Source organism: Geodermatophilus sp. SYSU D00879 (assembly GCF_054050375.1).
The window spans coordinates 1-16,628 of record NZ_JBJGZF010000017.1 but is presented as its reverse complement, the minus strand read 5'-3'; the positions used below and the strand labels follow the sequence as shown (position 1 = coordinate 16,628).

At 75.2% G+C, this 16,628-nt stretch carries 20 protein-coding genes and 1 pseudogene; 6 read left to right on the top strand and 15 right to left on the bottom strand.

Going from position 1 to position 16,628, the window contains the following annotated elements; genetic code table 11:
- The first annotated feature begins 41 nt into the window (after window positions 1-41).
- On the top strand, window positions 42-644 hold the full coding sequence (gene rpsD / locus ACI79B_RS18900) for a 30S ribosomal protein S4 (RefSeq protein WP_456929702.1): 603 nt from the start codon (window positions 42-44) through the stop codon (window positions 642-644).
- Here the strand turns inward: rpsD and ACI79B_RS18895 are convergent.
- From ACI79B_RS18895 to ACI79B_RS18840, 12 genes are all read right to left on the bottom strand, one after another.
- Window positions 632-1,303 carry a 3-oxoacid CoA-transferase subunit B gene (locus ACI79B_RS18895; protein WP_456929701.1) on the bottom strand — a complete coding sequence of 224 codons (672 nt, stop codon included), beginning with the start codon at window positions 1,301-1,303 and terminating at the stop codon, window positions 632-634. The two genes, rpsD and ACI79B_RS18895, sit on opposite strands and share 13 nt — an antisense overlap.
- The gene (locus ACI79B_RS18890; RefSeq protein WP_456929700.1) at window positions 1,300-1,968 is read right to left on the bottom strand and encodes a 3-oxoacid CoA-transferase subunit A; all 669 of its coding nucleotides are present in this window, start codon (window positions 1,966-1,968) and stop codon (window positions 1,300-1,302) included. The genes ACI79B_RS18895 and ACI79B_RS18890 overlap by 4 nt, the downstream gene beginning before the upstream one ends.
- 156 nt (window positions 1,969-2,124) lie before the next feature.
- The gene (locus tag ACI79B_RS18885) at window positions 2,125-2,388 is read right to left on the bottom strand and encodes a hypothetical protein (RefSeq protein ID WP_456929699.1); all 264 of its coding nucleotides are present in this window, start codon (window positions 2,386-2,388) and stop codon (window positions 2,125-2,127) included.
- A gap of 12 nt (window positions 2,389-2,400) precedes the next feature.
- Window positions 2,401-3,525: an SRPBCC family protein gene (locus ACI79B_RS18880; RefSeq protein ID WP_456929698.1), complete on the bottom strand. Its 1,125-nt coding sequence runs from the start codon at window positions 3,523-3,525 to the stop codon at window positions 2,401-2,403.
- Window positions 3,522-5,246, bottom strand: a complete 1,725-nt coding sequence (locus ACI79B_RS18875) for a hypothetical protein (RefSeq protein WP_456929697.1) — start codon at window positions 5,244-5,246, stop codon at window positions 3,522-3,524. The genes ACI79B_RS18880 and ACI79B_RS18875 overlap by 4 nt, the downstream gene beginning before the upstream one ends.
- A gap of 93 nt (window positions 5,247-5,339) precedes the next feature.
- Window positions 5,340-6,092, bottom strand: coding sequence for a GvpL/GvpF family gas vesicle protein (locus tag ACI79B_RS18870; RefSeq protein ID WP_456929696.1), 753 nt, complete (start codon window positions 6,090-6,092; stop codon window positions 5,340-5,342).
- A gap of 2 nt (window positions 6,093-6,094) precedes the next feature.
- Entirely contained in the window at window positions 6,095-6,538 is a 444-nt protein-coding gene (locus tag ACI79B_RS18865) for a gas vesicle structural protein GvpA (protein ID WP_456929695.1), read from the bottom strand.
- Window positions 6,535-6,909, bottom strand: coding sequence for a gas vesicle protein K (locus ACI79B_RS18860; RefSeq protein WP_456929694.1), 375 nt, complete (start codon window positions 6,907-6,909; stop codon window positions 6,535-6,537). The genes ACI79B_RS18865 and ACI79B_RS18860 overlap by 4 nt, the downstream gene beginning before the upstream one ends.
- On the bottom strand, window positions 6,906-7,118 hold the full coding sequence (gene gvpJ, locus ACI79B_RS18855; RefSeq protein ID WP_456929693.1) for a gas vesicle protein GvpJ: 213 nt from the start codon (window positions 7,116-7,118) through the stop codon (window positions 6,906-6,908). Before gvpJ ends, ACI79B_RS18860 begins: the two co-directional genes overlap by 4 nt.
- The gene (locus ACI79B_RS18850; RefSeq protein WP_456929692.1) at window positions 7,111-8,184 is read right to left on the bottom strand and encodes a GvpL/GvpF family gas vesicle protein; all 1,074 of its coding nucleotides are present in this window, start codon (window positions 8,182-8,184) and stop codon (window positions 7,111-7,113) included. Before ACI79B_RS18850 ends, gvpJ begins: the two co-directional genes overlap by 8 nt.
- Window positions 8,181-8,615, bottom strand: a complete 435-nt coding sequence (locus tag ACI79B_RS18845; protein WP_456929691.1) for a gas vesicle protein — start codon at window positions 8,613-8,615, stop codon at window positions 8,181-8,183. The genes ACI79B_RS18850 and ACI79B_RS18845 overlap by 4 nt, the downstream gene beginning before the upstream one ends.
- The gene (locus tag ACI79B_RS18840) at window positions 8,612-8,893 is read right to left on the bottom strand and encodes a gas vesicle protein GvpO (RefSeq protein WP_456929753.1); all 282 of its coding nucleotides are present in this window, start codon (window positions 8,891-8,893) and stop codon (window positions 8,612-8,614) included. Before ACI79B_RS18840 ends, ACI79B_RS18845 begins: the two co-directional genes overlap by 4 nt.
- 125 nt (window positions 8,894-9,018) lie before the next feature.
- Here ACI79B_RS18840 and ACI79B_RS18835 point away from each other — a divergent pair, with 125 nt between their 5' ends.
- Both ACI79B_RS18835 and ACI79B_RS18830 read left to right on the top strand, forming a co-directional pair.
- Window positions 9,019-9,561 (top strand): RNA 2'-phosphotransferase, encoded by a 543-nt coding sequence (locus tag ACI79B_RS18835; RefSeq protein ID WP_456929690.1) that lies wholly within the window; start codon window positions 9,019-9,021, stop codon window positions 9,559-9,561.
- Window positions 9,558-10,046: pseudogene (locus ACI79B_RS18830) on the top strand (hypothetical protein); the annotation flags it as partial. The gene ACI79B_RS18835 and the pseudogene ACI79B_RS18830, both read left to right, overlap by 4 nt.
- Window positions 10,047-10,171: 125 nt before the next feature.
- Here ACI79B_RS18830 and bar read toward each other — a convergent pair.
- Entirely contained in the window at window positions 10,172-11,275 is a 1,104-nt protein-coding gene (gene bar, locus ACI79B_RS18825; RefSeq protein ID WP_456929689.1) for a barbiturase, read from the bottom strand.
- Window positions 11,276-11,298: 23 nt separating this feature from the next.
- On the bottom strand, window positions 11,299-12,252 hold the full coding sequence (locus tag ACI79B_RS18820; RefSeq protein ID WP_456929688.1) for a carbamate kinase: 954 nt from the start codon (window positions 12,250-12,252) through the stop codon (window positions 11,299-11,301).
- 124 nt (window positions 12,253-12,376) lie between these two features.
- Between ACI79B_RS18820 and ACI79B_RS18815 the strand changes: the two genes are divergently transcribed.
- Window positions 12,377-12,817: a hypothetical protein gene (locus ACI79B_RS18815; protein ID WP_456929687.1), complete on the top strand. Its 441-nt coding sequence runs from the start codon at window positions 12,377-12,379 to the stop codon at window positions 12,815-12,817.
- A gap of 2 nt (window positions 12,818-12,819) precedes the next feature.
- Here ACI79B_RS18815 and ACI79B_RS18810 read toward each other — a convergent pair whose 3' ends face one another.
- Window positions 12,820-13,638: a PHP domain-containing protein gene (locus tag ACI79B_RS18810; RefSeq protein WP_456929686.1), complete on the bottom strand. Its 819-nt coding sequence runs from the start codon at window positions 13,636-13,638 to the stop codon at window positions 12,820-12,822.
- A gap of 78 nt (window positions 13,639-13,716) precedes the next feature.
- Between ACI79B_RS18810 and ACI79B_RS18805 the strand changes: the two genes are divergently transcribed.
- Window positions 13,717-15,942, top strand: coding sequence for a RecQ family ATP-dependent DNA helicase (locus ACI79B_RS18805; protein ID WP_456929685.1), 2,226 nt, complete (start codon window positions 13,717-13,719; stop codon window positions 15,940-15,942).
- 42 nt (window positions 15,943-15,984) lie between these two features.
- Window positions 15,985-16,617 (top strand): alpha-ketoglutarate-dependent dioxygenase AlkB, encoded by a 633-nt coding sequence (locus tag ACI79B_RS18800; protein ID WP_456929684.1) that lies wholly within the window; start codon window positions 15,985-15,987, stop codon window positions 16,615-16,617.
- The last annotated feature ends 11 nt before the right edge of the window (window positions 16,618-16,628 follow it).

The following is a 16,628-nucleotide window of genomic DNA, read 5'->3' as shown; positions in this document are numbered from 1 at the left end:
GGGTAAGGTGAACCTAACCTAACTCGACCACGGAGGTCCGGTTGAACACCCCGCGTCCCAAGGTCCGGCTCAGCCGCCGGCTCGGCCTGCCGCTCACCCCCAAGGCCGTGAGCTACTTCGAGCGCCGCCCCTACCCGCCGGGCGAGCACGGCCGCAAGCGCAAGCAGCAGAGCGACTACTCCACCCGGCTGCTGGAGAAGCAGCGGCTGCGGGCGCAGTACGACGTCAGCGAGACCCAGCTGCGCCGGGCGTTCGACCGGGCCCGGCGGACCGGCGGCAAGACCGGCGAGGCGCTGATCCAGGACCTCGAGTCGCGGCTGGACGCCACGGTGCTGCGGGCCGGGTTCGCGCGGACCATCTACCAGGCCCGCCAGTTCGTCACCCACCGGCACGTGCTGGTCAACGGCCGCCGGGTGGACCGCCCGTCCTACCGGCTGCGCCCGGGCGACTGGGTCTCGATCGCCGAGCGGTCGCGGACCCGGGAGCCGTTCCAGGTCGCCGCGTCCGGCGCGCACGCCACCGCCCCGGCCTACCTGGAGGTGCGGCTGGCCGACCTCACCGCCCGGGTGGAGCGCGTGCCCGCCCGCGAGGAGGTCCCGGTGGTGTGCGAGGAGCAGCTGGTCGTGGAGTACTACTCCCGCTGACCCGGCACCAGCACCCCGACGTCGTCGGCGAAGGACAGCCGGGCGGCCGTGACGCCCTGCAGGTCGTCGCGGCTGAGCCCGGCCACCATCTCGCGCACCAGGAACCCCTCGGCGGTGACGTCGAGGACGGCGAGATCGGTGTAGACGCGGTCGACCACGCCGGCGGCGGTGAGCGGGTAGGTGCAGCGCGGCACGAGCTTGGGCTCGCCGGCCTTGGTCGTGTGCGTCGTCATGACCAGCACCCGCCTCGCGCCGACGGCGAGGTCCATCGCGCCGCCGACCGCCGGCGGGTGCGTGGCGTCGTCGGTCGCCCAGTTGGCGAGGTCACCGTGCTCGGAGACCTGGAAGGCGCCGAGCACGGTCACGTCGACGTGGCCGCCGCGCATCATGAGGAACGCGTCGGTGTGGTGGAAGAACGCCCCGCCGGGCAGGAGGGTCACCGGCTGCTTGCCGGCGTTGATCAGCTCGGGGTCCTCCTCGCCCGGCGCCGGGGCGGGACCCATCCCGAGGATGCCGTTCTCCGAGTGGTAGACGACCTCCTTGTCATCCCCGACGCAGTCGGCGACCAGCGTGGGCAGGCCGATGCCGAGGTTGACGTAGGCGCCGTCGGGGATGTCCCGGGCGATCCGCCGTGCGACGTCCCGCGTGTCCAGCCTCACGCCCTGCCCACCTCCACGACGCGGTCCACGAAGATCCCCGGCGTCACGACGGCCTCCGGGTCCAGCGCGCCCAGTTCCACGAACTCGTCCACCTGGACGACGGTCAGCGCGGCGGCCGCGGCCATCGTCGGGCCGAAGTTCCGCGCCGCGGTGCGGTAGACGAGGTTGCCCCAGCGGTCGGCGCGCGCGGCCCGGACCAGGGCGACGTCGCCGGGCAGGGGCTCCTCGAAGACGTGCCGGCGGCCGTCGATCACCCGCACCTCCTTGCCCTCGGCGAGGCGGGTGTCGGCGCCGGTCGGGGTGAAGAACCCGCCGAGGCCCGCGGCCGCGGCGCGCATCCGCTCGCTGAGCGTGCCCTGCGGGACGAGCTCGAGCTCCACCTCGCCGGCGCGCCAGCGCTCCTCGAACCACTTCGAGCCGGTCGACCGCGGGTACGAGCAGACGATCTTGCGCACCCGCCGCTCGCGCAGCAGCGCCGCGACGTCGGTCTCGCCCGAGCCGGCGTTGTTGGTGACGACGGTGAGGTCGGTGGTCCCCTGGTCGAGCAGCGCGTGCACCAGCTCCACCGGGACGCCGGAGGCGCCGAACCCGCCGATGAGCACGGTCGCGCCGTCATCGATGCCGGCGACGGCGTCGGCCAGTGACCCCACCCGCTTGTCGATCATCCGCACCCTCTCCGGCTCCGTCGGCGTGCCCTGACGCTAACGGGCCGTCGCCCCGGCCGTTCGACCTGGCGGCCGTCGGGGGGACCCGGCCGCGGAGACGCCACCGGCCGGCGCCGGGTGCCGTGAGGGCCCCGACGCCGGCCGGTGACGGTCGGTTCAGCAGGACAGGCGGACCAGCCGCTGGATCAGCGACCGGCTGGGGAACCGGTCCTGGCGGATCTTGTCCAGCAGGATCTCCGCGTACTCCTGCTTGCGCCACGGCGTGAGGAGCGCCTCGACGTCGTCCATCATCGTCGCCGACGGGTAGTGGTCGTTCTCGATCTTCTCCAGGAGGACGTCGAGGACCTCCTCCCGGACGCTGAGCGAGACCGCCGCCTCACGCAGCGACGCGGGGACCTCGCCGTTCTCGGTCTGGGACATCGTCTCCTCCTCTCAGCGGGTCCCGGCCGGCGCGGGGCGCCGGGACCGTCGTCGCTGCGGCGGTCCGTCCCCGGATCCGTCGCCGGAGGGCGCGCCCGCAGGGGCCGGCTCCTCCTCGGGAGCCTCCTCCGGGGTCTCCTCCTCGGTCTCCTCGGGCTCCTCCTCGGCGCCCTCCTCGCCGGCTTCCTCCTCCTCGGACTCCTCGTCGTAACCGGCTTCCTCGTCGTAGCCGGTCTCTCCCTGGTCCTCGGCCTCTTCCGGCGACTCGGCACCGGTCTCGTCCGGCTCCGGCTCGTCGGGTCCGCGGACCACCTCGCCGTCCCGGATCTCCCCACGCCAGCTGCCGGTCGCCTCGCCGCGCATCATGATGAAGCGCCGGAAGTGCTTGAGGTCCAGCCGGGCGCGGCGGCCCTGGGCCCGCCAGATGTTGCCGGTCTTCTCGAACAGGCCCTGCGGGTAGTACTCCATGACCAGCAGCACCTGGGTGAGGTCGTCGGCCAGCGGGTGGAAGGTGATGACGCCCTTGGTCGTGCCCTTGGCGCCCTCGGTGGTCCACACGATCCGCCGGTCCGGGATCTGCTCGGTGACGGTGGCCTTCCAGTTCCGCCGGGACTTGAACACCTTGACCCGCCAGTTGCTGGACACCTCGTCGGCCTGGTCGACCGAGTCGACGCCCTTCATGAAGCTGGCGAACTCCTGGTACTGCGTCCACTGGTCGTAGGCGACGTTCACCGGGACGCCGACGTACACGTCCTCGACGATGTTGACGAACTTCTTGTTGCCGCCGGCGCCGCCGCCCTTGCGGAACAGGCCCTTGACCTTCTCCTTGATGCCCGTGCCCACGCCGCCGAGCACGGCCTTGGCCGGGCTGTCGCCCTGGGCCACGCGCGAGATGGCGCCCATCGCGGCGGGGGCGACGAAGCCGCCGCCCTCGGCCTTCTCCTTGAGGTTGTCGGTGACGCCGCCGACCTTGCTGCCGAGCGACTTCACCGCGTCGGTGGCGCGGGCCTTGGCGTAGTCCTTCGCCGCGTCACCGAGGCGGCTGACCACCGGGTTGTGGGCGAGCCCGCCGAGCAGGCCCCCGCCACCTCCGCCGCCGCCGGTCTCCTGGCTCTCCTGGTTCTCGGTGCTGGTCATGCGCGGGTTCCTTCCGTGCGCGGACGACGGGGAGTGCGGCCCTGGGGCCGGGCGCGGCGTGCCGGTTCGGCCTCGGTCTGACGGGCCTCGTCACGGCCGGCCGCCTCCTGGCCGCCGCCGGACGCGGCCTCGCCGCTCGGGCGCGGCCGCCTGCGAGGAGCCTCCGAGGACTGCGCCCGGTCGCCCTGTGCCCGGTCCCCCCGGCCCTGACGGCTCTGCGGACGACGGGCGGCACGCCGCGGCGGCAGCGGGGTCTCCTGCTGCTCCCCGTCGTCGCCCTCGTCGCCCTCGTCGCCCCCGAGGTCCTGCGAGGCGTTGCCCCCGCCGGCGGTCCCCCCGGCGGCGCTGTCGGTGTCGCCGCCGTCCGTGTCGCCACCGGGCGAGCCGCCGGCCTGGCCGGGGTCGACGTCGATGTCGGCGTGACCCGGGTCGGGCGTGCGGTCGCTGCCCTCGTCGGACGTCTCGTCCTCGGACTCGTCCTCACCGGACGTGTCCTCGACCGAGGTGTCGTCCTCGGCGGTCGCGCCCTCCTCGCCCTCGTCGGTGATCTCGTCGGTGTCCTCGTCGGACTCCTCGTCCTCGTCGGCGGTGTCGTCCTCGGCGGTGAGGTCCTCGTCGCCCTCGTCCTCCGCCTCGTCCTCCGCCTCGTCGTCCTCCTCGTCGTCGTAGGAGTCCTCGTCCTCGTAGTCGTCCTCGTCGGTGTCCTCGTCGGACTCGTCCTCGTCCGAGGTCTCGTCCTCGGCGCTGAGGTCGTCGCCCTCGTCCTCGTCGGACTCGGTGTCCTCACCGGTGTCCTCGCCGGTGTCCTCGCCGGACTCCGCCTCGTCCTCGGCCGCGCCGGTGTCCTCCTCGGCCCGGTCGTCGGGGACGTCCTCGTCCTCGGACCCCTCGTTCTCGGACTCCTCGTCCTCGGCGCCCTGGCCCTCGGCGGTGCCGGTGTCCTGGTCCTCGGCGGTGTCCTCGGCGCCCTCGTCCTCGGCGGTGTCCTCGGCGGTGTCCTGGCCCTCGGTGTCCTGGCCCTCGGTGTCCTGGCCCTCGGCACCCTGGTCCTCGGCGCCCTCGTCCTCGGCGGTGTCCTCGGCGGTGTCCTGGCCCTCGGTGTCCTGGTCCTCGGCGCCCTGGTCCTCGGCACCCTGGTCCTCGGCGGTGTCCTCCTCCGCCTCCGCGGCCTTGTCGGTGTCCTCCTGCTCCTCGTCCTCCTTGCCCTTGCCCTTGCCGGTGATCGCCCGGAGGCCACGGCGGAGGACGCCGGCGCCGGACTCGGCAGCGCCACCCGCGGCGCCACCGGCCGCGCCGGCCGCCTTGCCGGCGGTGTCGGTGGCCGTGGAGGCGGCCTCGCCCGCGGTGTCGGTGGCCTTGAGCGCCGCCTCACCCACGGTGTCGACGGCCTTCCCGGCCTTCTCGTTCAGCGCGGCCGTGCGCTGCTCGAGCGCCTTGGTCAGCGCCGCGAGCTGGGTGTCGAAGGTGGCCGTCGCCGCGCTCCTGCCGGCCTGCAGCAGGGGACCGCGCAGCTGGGTCAGCAGCTCCTTGGCCTCGTTGCTGCTGGCGACGGACAGGAGGGCCTCGCGCAGCAGGCGCTTGGGGTCCAGGGCGGACTGCGAGCCGGCGACCCACATGGCGAAACTGAGTGCGGCTCGGCCCTTCTTCATGCGGCCCAGCAGGTAGCCACCGAGCGTGGCGGCTCCCAGCTTGAGCACGGATGGGGCGGGACTCTCGGTCACAGTGATCCTCTTCTCCGCCCGGGGACCCGGTCCCCGGTGCAACTGCTCGATCGACTGCCGCCGGCCCCCGTACCGACGGTGTGCTGCTTTCCCTCACCACCCCCATCGCGAACGGGGTGTGGGCTGCGAACCCACGACCACGTCGTCGAGGAAGCTGTAGACGGGCATCGGGCCCACGTACTCGACGCTCGCGCTGCCGGCGGCGGCCTCGCGCAGCCGGGCGACCGCCGCGTCGGCGTCGTCGAGCCGGCCGCGCCGGACCAGGTACGCCGTCCGCGACACCTGCTCGTCGACGTGCAGCTCGCGCGACTGCTCGGCCACCCCCGAGAGCTCCCGCGTCCAGGTGGCGGCGAGCTCGGCCTGCCGGTCGGCGACGCGCGCGGCCACCGCCTCGCCCACCGCCATCCGGTCGGCCAGCGAGGCCCCCGGCACCCGGGCGCGCGCGGCGAGCCGCGCGATGTCCGGGTCGTCGCGGCTCACCGCGGCGACCGAGGCGTCGGTGTCGAAGTCGAGGTCCAGGCGCAGCTCGACGAGGTCGGTCACGGCGTCCAGACGCTGGGTCAGCTCGTCGGCCGACGGCTCGAGCACCTCGGCCCGGACCGCGTCCTCGTCGGGCGCGACGGTCCCGAACGGCAACGGCAGCACCGGGACGGTCACGACCAGGGTCACCAGCAGGTCGAGGTGCGCGACGGCGTCGTCGCCCACCAGGTCGCCGTCCGGCGCGTCGGACACCACCGCCGCCAGCGGACCCGCGACGACCGCGCGCGGCTGCTGCAGCCGGCCGGGCGGCACCCGGCCGACGGCGGCGGCGTCCGACTCGCGGACGACGCCGTGGACCAGCAGCACCGTCAGCTCCGGTTCTGCGGCCGCCGCGACGCCGGGGCACCGCGCTCGCCGCCGCCGCGCGAGCCGCCGTCGCCCTCCTCCTCGCGGTTCCGGTCGCGGCCGGTGAGGGAGCCGATGACGTCCTGGGCGGTCTCCCGGGCGCCGCTCAGGGCTCCTTTCGTCGCCGACTTCGGCCCGCCCTGGGTGACCTCGCGGATGAGGCCGGGCAGGCCCGCGACCTGGTCCTGCGGCTGCAGGTCCAGCCGGTTGACCGCCTCGGCGAAGCGCAGGTACGTGTCGACGCTGGCGATGACGATCCGCGCGTCGATGGTGAGCAACTCGATGCCCACCAGCGCCACGCGCACGTACGCGTCGATGACGATCCCCTTGTCGAGGACGACGTCGAGGACGTCCGCGAGGCCGCTGGGCCGGGGGGCGCGGTTGACGGAGGACGTGGACATGGTCATGGCTGTCTCCTGCTCGGGTCGGGGTCAGGGGGCCGTGCTCGGGTGCCCGTGGTGCCACCGCGCGCCAGCGCGGTGAGGTCGAGGGGCAGGTACAGGTCCTCGGGGACGACGCCGAACGCGTCGATCAGCTCGTCGAAGGTGGCCTCCAGGTCGATCAGTGCCCGGCCGAGCTGCTCGACCTGGGCGTCGGTGAGGTCGCCGGCGTCCACCCGCCGCAGCGCCTGGCGCTCGACGACCTGGCGGACGACCTCCAGCAGGGACACGACCAGCCGCCCCAGCGAGCGGCCGACCTCCTCGCCGCTGCCCTCGAGGCGGCGCGCGGCGCCGGACGGTGCCCTCCGCTGCGGTGGCGGGAGGTCGGGGTCGGTCACCGGACGACCTCCGCCGCTACCGGCTGGGGTTCGCGCGGCTGGACGGCGGTGAGCAGCAGGCGCAGGTCCAGCCGGACCAGGTCGATGCCGGCCAGGGTGATGACGACGTCCCCGCCGACGTAGGCGCCGCGCTGCAGCACCCGGTCGAGCAGCTCGACCAGGCTCGTGCCCCGGGTGTCCCCGCCGAGGATCCCGGTCCGCTCAGCCACCGTGGCCCTCCGCGGTCAGCGCGGCGAAGGAGTACGGCGGCCAGGGGCCACTCACCTCCAGCGCGAGTCCGTCGTCCTCGAGCTCGGTCCGGAGCTCCCCGACCGCGGCGAGGAACGCCTCCTCGGCGTCGGGCACCACCAGGCAGGCGAGGTCGAGCAGCAGCCCGGACGCCGGCGCGGCGCCGCGGTGCAGGCACTCCCGGACGTGCGGGTCCAGCACCTGCTCGAGCCGGTCGGCCGCCCGGGCGGCGTCGCGGGCGGCCTCGTCCCGCGCGCGCAGCGCCTGCCGGCGCTGGGCCAGGTACGCGGTGCCGGTCAGCTCCTCGCGGTCGGGCCGGGCCCCGCCGTCGCCGGCCTCCTCGCCGTCGGCCGGGCGGACCAGCCGGACGCCCCACTCGCGGGCGTCGCCGATGCGGGTCAGCTGCTCGCGGGCGACGGCGGCGTGCTCGGCCAGGAGGCGGCGGGCGGCCGCCGCGTCGGGGACGGCGGTGCCCAGCCGCAGCGGCAGCAGCGGGCCGGCGGCGACGGCGGCCCGGACGACGGCGTCGTGGCCGCGGGCCAGCAGCGCCAGGCGCCCGCCCTCGGACAGGTCGTCGGGGTCGACCTCCAGGTCGGCCCGGGGCACGCGGCGCACGAGCAGCCCGAGGTCGCCGTCGGTGACCAGCTCGAGGGGGCGCCCGCCGTCGGGGGCGCCGGGCAGGTCCGCGGGCACGGGGAGGTCGGCGCGGGTCAGCGCGAAGGCGTACAGCACCTCGTCCGGCAGCGGGACCGCGTCGGTCCGCGGCGGGGGCACGGGAGGCGGTGCCGACCCGGCCGGCGGCGCGGGCTCGGGCGGCGGCGTGGGCTCGGGCGGCGCAGCGGGCTCCGGGCGTGCGGCCGCGGCCGGCGTGGGGGCCGCACCCGCGGCCCGGCCGGCGAGGACCTCCGCCACCAGGGCGTCGGCGAGCAGGCCGGCCAGCCGCTCGACCGCCAGCTCGCGGCCCCGGACGACCGCGTCCGCCAGCACCTCGGGGCCCAGCTCGCGGGCGACCAGGGTGAGGCGGTCGGGGACGTCGGGACCGGTCACGGCTGCTCGGCCTCCCGCCGCTCCGTCGCCTGGTCCGTCGCCTGGTCTGTCGTCTGGTCCGTCGCCGCCGGGCCCGCCTCGAGGCCCTGCCGGCGGACCAGGTCCTCCAGCTCGGCGACGCGTGCCCGCAGCGCGGCGACCTCGCCGTCGTCGCGCTCGCCGTCCTCGACGGCCGGCGCGGGCCGGCCGGAGAAGAACGGGTCGTGGCTCCACCAGTCCAGGCCCATCTCGCGGGCGGTCTCCGCGGAGGAGACGAACAGGCGCAGCTTGAGGGTCAGGAGCTCGATGTCGAGGATGTTCACGACGATGTCTCCGGCGATGACGATGCCCTTGTCGAGCACGCGCTCGAGCACGTCCGCCAGCGAGTCGGGCTGCCGGCCGAGCGCTCCGCTGCCGACGCCGACCTGACGGCGGGCGACGGGTCCGCTCATGCCTGGTCCACCTGGCCGCGGCTGAAGCGGCGCAGCCGCTCGAACCCGGTCAGCGTGCCGGAGCCGTCCATGTCGACCCGGTAGGTCGCCATGACGCTCGTCGTGGAGGGGATGCGCTCGAGTTCGACGACGTCGACCAGCACGGACCACCCGTCGCCGTCCCGGCGCACGCCGGTGGTGGCGACGGGTTCGAGGCCCGTCAGAGCCATGAACTGCTCCAACGCGCCCCGGACGGCGCCCACGAGTCCCCCGCGACCCTCGCGATGATCCGTGTCCATTGGCTTGGCCCACTTCACTCGTCGAATGATCAGGATGCGCCTCTACCCGACCCCCATCCAGGGGAAACGGCGAGATCACGAACGGGTGTCCGTGTCCCGGGGTCGGTCGTGGGCACCGTCGGACCGTGGACGCCGTCGGGGTGAGCAAGCGGTTGGCCTACGTCCTGCGGCACCGGCCCGACAGCGTCGGCATCACCCTCGACGAGGCCGGCTGGGTCGACGTCGACGTGCTGCTGGCCGCTCTCGCCGCGCACGGGATGCCGCTGACGCGCGGGGGCCTCGACCGCGTCGTCGCCGGGAACGACAAGCGGCGCTTCGCCTACGACCCGGGCCGCACGCGCATCCGCGCGAGCCAGGGGCACAGCGTGCCGGTCGCGCTCGGGTACGCGGCCGAGCCGCCGCCGGCCGTGCTGTTCCACGGCACGCCGGTGCGCCACCTGCCGTCGATCCTCGCCGAGGGGCTGCGGCCGGGCCGCCGGCACGCGGTGCACCTGAGCCCCGACGAGGCGACCGCCCGGAGGGTCGGGGAGCGCCGGGGCCGCGCCGCCGTCCTCCGCGTCGACGCGGCCGGGGTGGCCGCAACCGGGGCGGTGTTCACCCGGTCGGCCAACGGCGTCTGGCTGGTCGACGCCGTCCCGCCGGCCTTCCTGGCCGTCCTCGACCGGTGACCCCGGCAGCCGTTGCCGGTCGCCGACCGGGCCGGCGCGGCCGAGGACGGGGCGGTGGTCCGCGACGTCGTCGGGGAGCCGTCCCCCGGCGCCGAGCCACTACGAGACGAACGTGCTCACCGCCGTGCGGCTCACCCGCGCCCACCTGCCCGGGATGCGCGAGCGCGGCTGGGGCCGGGTGCAGTACGTCGCCGGCGACTCCGCGTTCGCCCTCCCGGCCGAGATGGTCCACCACGGCGTCACCAGGACGGCGCTGCTCGCGGTCTCCCGCGGCAACGCCTGCGGAGGCGGCCGGGTCCGGGGTGCCGGTGAACTCGGTGATCGCCCGGCCCACGCACACCGGCGGCGTCGAGGAGTTCGTCCACTCGCTCGTGGGCCGCGACCTGCCGTGGGACGAGGCGCAGCGGCGGTTCGTGCGCGAGCACCGCCCGGCCTCGCTGCTGCAGCGGCTCATCGAGCCCGGGGAGATCGCGCACACGTGCGTCCACCTCGCCTCGCCGCTGGCGTCGGCCACGACGGGCGGCGCGCTGCGCGTCGACGGCGGTACGTGGACGCGATCCTGCCGTGAGCGGGACCCGCGGGGGAGCGCCCTGCGGGTCCCGCCCGGGCCTCAGGCCTTGACGATCGCGGCGACCGGGCCGCCGCCGGAGGGGCCCTGGTGCACCGCGGCCACCGAGACGAACACCGCCGGGTCGCCGGTCACCGACGCCGCGACACCGCCGACCGTGGCCTTGATCTGCCGGTGCCAGAAGACGTCGGAGTCATCGAGCATCGCGTTGCGCCGGCCGCGGACGTAGCCGGTCGGGTCGGCCTCGCACTTGAGGAAGACGTTGACCAGCCGGTCGCCGAGGTCGCTGACGTGCGGCCGCTCGGGCAGGTCGAGCCCGGCCTGGCGGATGGCGTCCCAGATGCCGTCCTGGTCGAGGGCGTCCTTCATCACCGAGTGGCCGATGCGGTAGCTCCCACCGTGCCCGCGGGCGTTGCCGACGACGACGATCTGCGCCCGGTCCAGCTCCACGCCCGACGAGCAGGACGCGACGGCGCTGTACAGGGACAGGTCGCGCATGACCTGCTCCTGCTCCGGCATCTCGATCTCACCGAGCGCCACCGCGATGCCGAGCGCCGTCGTGCCGTTGGACAGGTCCATCGAGCCGTGCGGCTCGTCGTAGTACGTGTCCTTGCCGCGGTTCTTCGCGTCGCGGATGGTCTCGATGGTCAGCAGGGGCGTCTTGGTCTGTACGTAGTGGACGTCGGCCGGGTCGGTGATGCCGGCCGCCTCCATCGCGCGGCGCACGCCCTCGGCGACCTTCTCCACCATCGAGATGCGGCCGATGTCCTCGGGCAGCAGGACGTCGCTCATCGCGTAGCCCACGGTCAGCCGCGGCTCGTCGGTCTTCTCGACGGCGTCCTCGGGCAGCGTCGCGAAGATCGTGGCGTGCGGGCTGATGACGCCGTCGGTGCCGCCGGACCACACGATCGGGATCTGCGCGACCTCCTCCTTCGACCGGCTGCCCTTCTCCAGCAGCACCTCGCGGAAGGCGCGGTCGGCGATGATCCGGGTGTAGTCGTTGACGCCGCCGTTGCCCTCGGTCTTGCCGATGACGGCGACGACCCGGTCGGCCTCCATGACGCCGTCGTCGATGAGCCTGGCCAGCTCGCTGGCGTCGCTCACGTTGTGCAGCGGGACCTTGCGGACCTCGATCGGTGCGGGCACCTGTTCCTCTTCTCTGTGGGGCGCTATGCGGCGGTGAGCACGGTGCCGACGGCGTCCCCGGTGACGGCGTCGGCGATGTTCTCCAGCGAGGTGACGACGGCGCGCTCGCCGCCGCCCTCCACGAAGCGCAGGACGGCCTCGACCTTGGGGCCCATGGAGCCCCGGGCGAACTGGCCGTCGGCGGCGTGCGCGCGGAGCTCGGCCACCGTGACCCGGCCGAGCGGGCGTTGCGACGGCGTCCCGAAGTCGACCATCACGTTCGGGACGTCGGTGGCGATCACCAGGGTGTCGGCGTCCAGGTCGCGCGCCAGGACGGCGGCGGTGAGGTCCTTGTCGATGACGGCCTCGACGCCCCGCAGAGGGGCACCGGCACAGCCGTCGTCGGTCACCGGGATGCCTCCGCCGCCGGCGCAGACGACGACGAAGCCGGCCGCGGCGAGGGCGTGGATCGCGGGGGAGTCGACGACCGACCGCGGCTCGGGCGAGGCCACCACCCGCCGCCAGCCCCGCGGGCCGCGGTCCTCCCAGACCTGGCCGAGGCAGATGAACCGCTCGGCCTCCTCGCGCGGGAGGAAGCGGCCGACCGGCTTCGACGGCTCGCGGAAGTGCGGGTCGTCGGCGTCGACCAGGGTGCGCGTGACCAGCCCGGCGGTGCGCTGGGGCAGCCCCCGGGCGGCGAGGGCCGCGTCCAGCTCGTCGGCGACGGTGAAGGCGATGGTCGCCTGCGTCTGCGCGACGTTCCAGTCCAGCGGCACCGGCGGCACGACGTGCGCCGCGAGCTCGTTCTTGACCAGCAGGTTGCCCACCTGCGGGCCGTTGCCGTGGGTGAGCACCACCTCGACCCCGGCGGCCACCACCTCGGCGACGTGGCCGGCCGCCTCGCGGATCGCGGTCCGCTGGGCTTGGGGGGTGGCCGAGCCGTCGGGCCCGGTCATGGCGTTGCCCCCGAGGGCGATCACCACGCGGCGGGACGTCACCCCGGCGACCCTAGCGGCGTTTCTCTTAGCGGTGAAGTAGTTGTCGGGACCTCGTGCCCCCCGCGGGACCTCCGGCCGGCGGGACACTCCGGGGAGGAGCGGGGGCGCCCGGGAGGAGACGGTGATGCGCGTCCGCTTCGGCTTCGACACCCGCGCCACCCCTGCCCAGGTCCGCGAGGCGTTCACCGACGTCGGCGACCGGCGGCTGGAGGTGTGGTCGAAGACCCTCGACCCGGCGAGGTACGAGGTCCGCGAGCGGGGCGAGGGCTGGGCCGTGCTGCGCGAGGGCAGCGCCGGGGTCCCCTTCTGGGTGCTGCTGCGCTACGAGTGGCCGGACCCCGACCGGGTCACCTGGACGCTGCTGGACAGCGACCACTGCGACCGCGGCACCGGCGAGGTCCGGATCACCCCGCGGCACGGCGGCGGCAGCCACGTCGACGTGACGTGGCGCCACAGTGGCGGCCGGGGGTTGCGCGGGCGGGCGGTGCTGCTGGCCCAGGGCCTGATCGCCCCTGTCGCGCTCCCTCGGGTCTACCGCGCCGCCCTCGACCGGGCGGCCGGCTGAGCTCAGCGGCGCCAGAAGTCGAAGCGGTCCCGCCCGGGCCGGAACCCGGCGGCCTCGACGACGTCGACGGCGAGGTCGAAGCGCTGCCCCACCGCGCCGGGCTGGTGGGCGTCGCTGCCGAAGCTGACCGCCTCGCCGCCCTCCTCGCGGAACCAGCGCACCTGGTCCACCGAGGCCAGCGGGCTGCTGGTGTTGACCTCCAGCGCCCGGCCGGTGCCGGCCAGCGCGCGGAACACCGCCCGGTACTCCTCCTCGTAGTCCTTCTCCACGTACCGGTGTGAGCCGCCGGGCCAGTACCGCCGCGGGAAGTCCACGTGCGCGAGCACCTGGAAGACGTCGCTGCTCTCCACCATGTCGACGACCTCGGCCAGGTATCGGCGCATGGTGCCGTCGGCGTCGGAGTAGAGCAGCTGCCCGACGCCGTAGAGCCGGCCCTCGTGGTGCAGCGAGTGCAGCGACCCCAGGATCCGGTCGACGGGCGCGCCGGCCAGGTGGGCGGCGACGCTGGACTCGAACAGGTGCGGCTCGCCGGCCTCGACGCCGGACCAGATGCGCAGCTCGGGGAACCGCTCGCGGACCTCGGTGAGCTCGGCCCAGTAGCCCTCGGCGTCGATCGGCTCGTGCCGCGAGGCGTGCCGGTCGACCAGGCCCAGCGTGGTGGCCCGGTCGTCGGGGCCCCACACGGTGAAGTCGAGGTGCTCGGTGAAGGCGATCGCCGGCAACCCCTGCGCCACGGCCTGCTCGCAGGCGCGGGCCATCGTCACACTGCTGGGGGTGTCCCACGACCACCCGGTGTGCACGTGGTTGTCCGGCGGTCGCATCGTCCCCATCCTGCCCGTCGTCCCCAGGTCCCGCTCACACGGTCCCGCTGTCGGGGGACGCACCTACTGTCGGGTGCCATGACCACCGCCGCGCCGTCCGCCGACCTCGCCACCGAGGCCCTCGACGTCCTCCGGGAACTGACCGGCCGGCCCGACGCGGTGTTCCGCGAGGGGCAGGACGCCGCCGTCGCCGCGCTGGTCGAGCGGTCCGAGCGCGCGCTGGTCGTGCAGCGCACCGGCTGGGGCAAGTCGGCGGTGTACTTCGTCTCCACCGCGCTCCTGCGCCGCCGCGGCGCCGGCCCCACCCTGCTGGTCAGCCCGTTGCTCGCGTTGATGCGCGACCAGGTGGCCGCCGCGGCCCGCGCCGGCATCCGCGCGGTCGAGATCTCCAGCGCCAACGCCACCGAGTGGGACGACGTCGCCGCGGCCCTGGCGGCCGACGACGTCGACGTCCTGCTCGTCTCCCCGGAGCGGCTGACCAACCCGCGCTTCCGGGAGGAGCAGCTGCCCGGCCTGGTCGCCCGCTGCGGCCTGCTGGTCGTCGACGAGGCGCACTGCGTCTCCGACTGGGGCCACGACTTCCGCCCCGACTACCGCCGCATCCGCGACCTGCTCGGCACCCTGCCGGCCGGCACGCCCGTCCTCGCGACCACCGCCACGGCCAACGAGCGCGTCGTCGCCGACGTCGCCGAGCAGCTGGGTGCCGGCGGCGTCGGGGTGACGACGGTCCGGGGCCCGCTGGCCCGCGACTCGCTGCGCCTGGGCGTCCTGCGGCTGCCCACCGACCGCGCGCGGCTGGCGTGGCTCGCCGCCCACCTCGGCGACCTGCCGGGCAGCGGCATCGTCTACACGCTCACCGTCGCCGCCGCCGAGGAGACGGCGGGGCTGCTGCGCGACGCCGGGCACGACGTGCGCGCCTACACCGGCCGCCTCGACGACGCCGACCGCAAGGAGGCCGAGGAGGCGCTGCGGGAGAACCGGGTGAAGGCGCTGGTCGCCACCTCGGCGCTGGGCATGGGCTTCGACAAGCCTGACCTCGGCTTCGTCGTCCACCTCGGGGCGCCGTCGTCGCCGGTCAGCTACTACCAGCAGGTGGGCCGCGCCGGCCGCGCCGTCGAGCACGCCGACGTGCTGCTCCTGCCCGGCCCGGAGGACCTCGCCATCTGGCAGTGGTTCGCCACGTCCTCCATGCCGCGCGAGGACCACGCCGCCGCCGTCCTGTCCGCGATGGCCGACGGGAAGGCGTGGTCGGTGGCCCGGCTGGAGACCGTGGCCGACGTCCGCCGCTCCCGGCTCGAGCTGCTGCTGAAGGTGCTCGCCGTCGACGGCGCGGTGGAGCGGGTGCAGGGTGGCTGGCGGTCCACCGGCCGCCCGTGGGTCTACGACGCCGACCGCTACGCCCGCGTCGCCCGCACCCGGGAGGCCGAGCAGCGGGCGATGATCGCCTACGCGAAGCCCGTCGACGAGGCGCGCTGCCGCATGGCCTTCCTCCAGGAGGCGCTCGACGACCCGACCGCCGCCCCGTGCGGCCGCTGCGACGTCTGCGCCGGCCCCTGGTACCCGACCGACGTCCCGGAGGGCGCGGCCGCAGCCGCCTCGGCGGCCCTCGACCGCCCCGGCGTGGAGCTCGCCCCGCGCGCGCAGTGGCCCACCGGCGCCGACCGGCTCGGCGTCGAGGTGAAGGGGAAGATCGCGGCGGGCGAGCAGGTGGACCCGGGCCGGGCCGTCGCCCGGCTGACCGACCTGGGGTGGGGGCAGCGGCTGCGCACCCTGCTCGGCGACGACGGCGTCGGCGGCACGGTGACCCTCGACCTCGAGGCGCCCGGCATCGAGGAGGACCCGGACGCCGCCTTCGACGTCCCGGCGCAGCGCTCGGTGTCCGACGTCCCGCCGGACGAGGACCTGCTCCGCGCCTGCGCCCGCGTGCTCGGCGCCTGGGACTGGGCCGAGCGGCCGGCGGCGGTGGTCGCGGTCCCGTCGCGCCGCCGTCCGCGGCTGGTGACCGGGGTGGCGCAGGGCCTTGCCCGCGTGGGGCGGCTGCCGTACCTGGGAGAGCTCTCGCTGGCGCACGGCGGGCCGACCGGGGGCCCGGGCGGGAACAGCGCCTTCCGGCTCGCGGGGGTGTGGCAGCGGATCGTCGTCGGGCCGGAGCTGCGGTCGCGACTCGGCGAGCTGGGGCCGGTGCCGGTGCTGCTCGTCGACGACCTCGCCGACTCGCGCTGGACCATGACCGTCGCCGGGCGGGAGCTGCGGCTGGCGGGCGCCTCCCGCGTCCTGCCCTTCGCGCTCGCGCTCACCGCCTAGCGGGGACTCGTACACACGTTCGATCTCCGCTAGCCTGCCCGCATGACGCTCGCGCACCAGCCGTCGATGTTCGACGTCGCCGAGGAGGCCGCGCTCACCCCGCTCCGGGGCCGGGTGCGGCGGCACGTACTCAGCAGGGGCGCGTGGGTCGACCACCTGCCGGGATGGGTGAGCGGGTCCGACGAGGTGCTCGAGGTGCTGCTCGGCGACATCGGCTGGCGGGCCGACCGGCGGCAGATGTACGACCGCGAGGTCGCCGTCCCGCGGCTGCTCCGCTGGTACGGGCGCGGCGAGACGCTGCCGCACCCGCTCCTGACCCAGGCCCGGGCCGCGCTCGACGCGCACTACGCGCCCGAGCTCGGTGAGCCGTTCGTCACCGCCGGCATGTGTCTGTACCGGGACGGCCGGGACAGCGTGGCCTGGCACGGCGACCGCCTGGGCCGGAGCCGCACGGAGGACACGCTGGTGGCGATCGTCTCCTTCGGGTCGCCGCGGCCGCTCCTCCTGCGCCCGGCCGGCGGTGGCGGCGAGACCCTCCGCTTCCCGCTGGGGCACGGGGACCTGGTGGTGATGGGTGGCTCCTGCCAGCGCACCTGGGAGCACTGCATCCCCAAGACCAGCAGGCCCGTCGGGCCACGCGTGAGCGTCCAGTTCCGCCCGGCCGGCGTGGCCTGAGCCGGCGACGG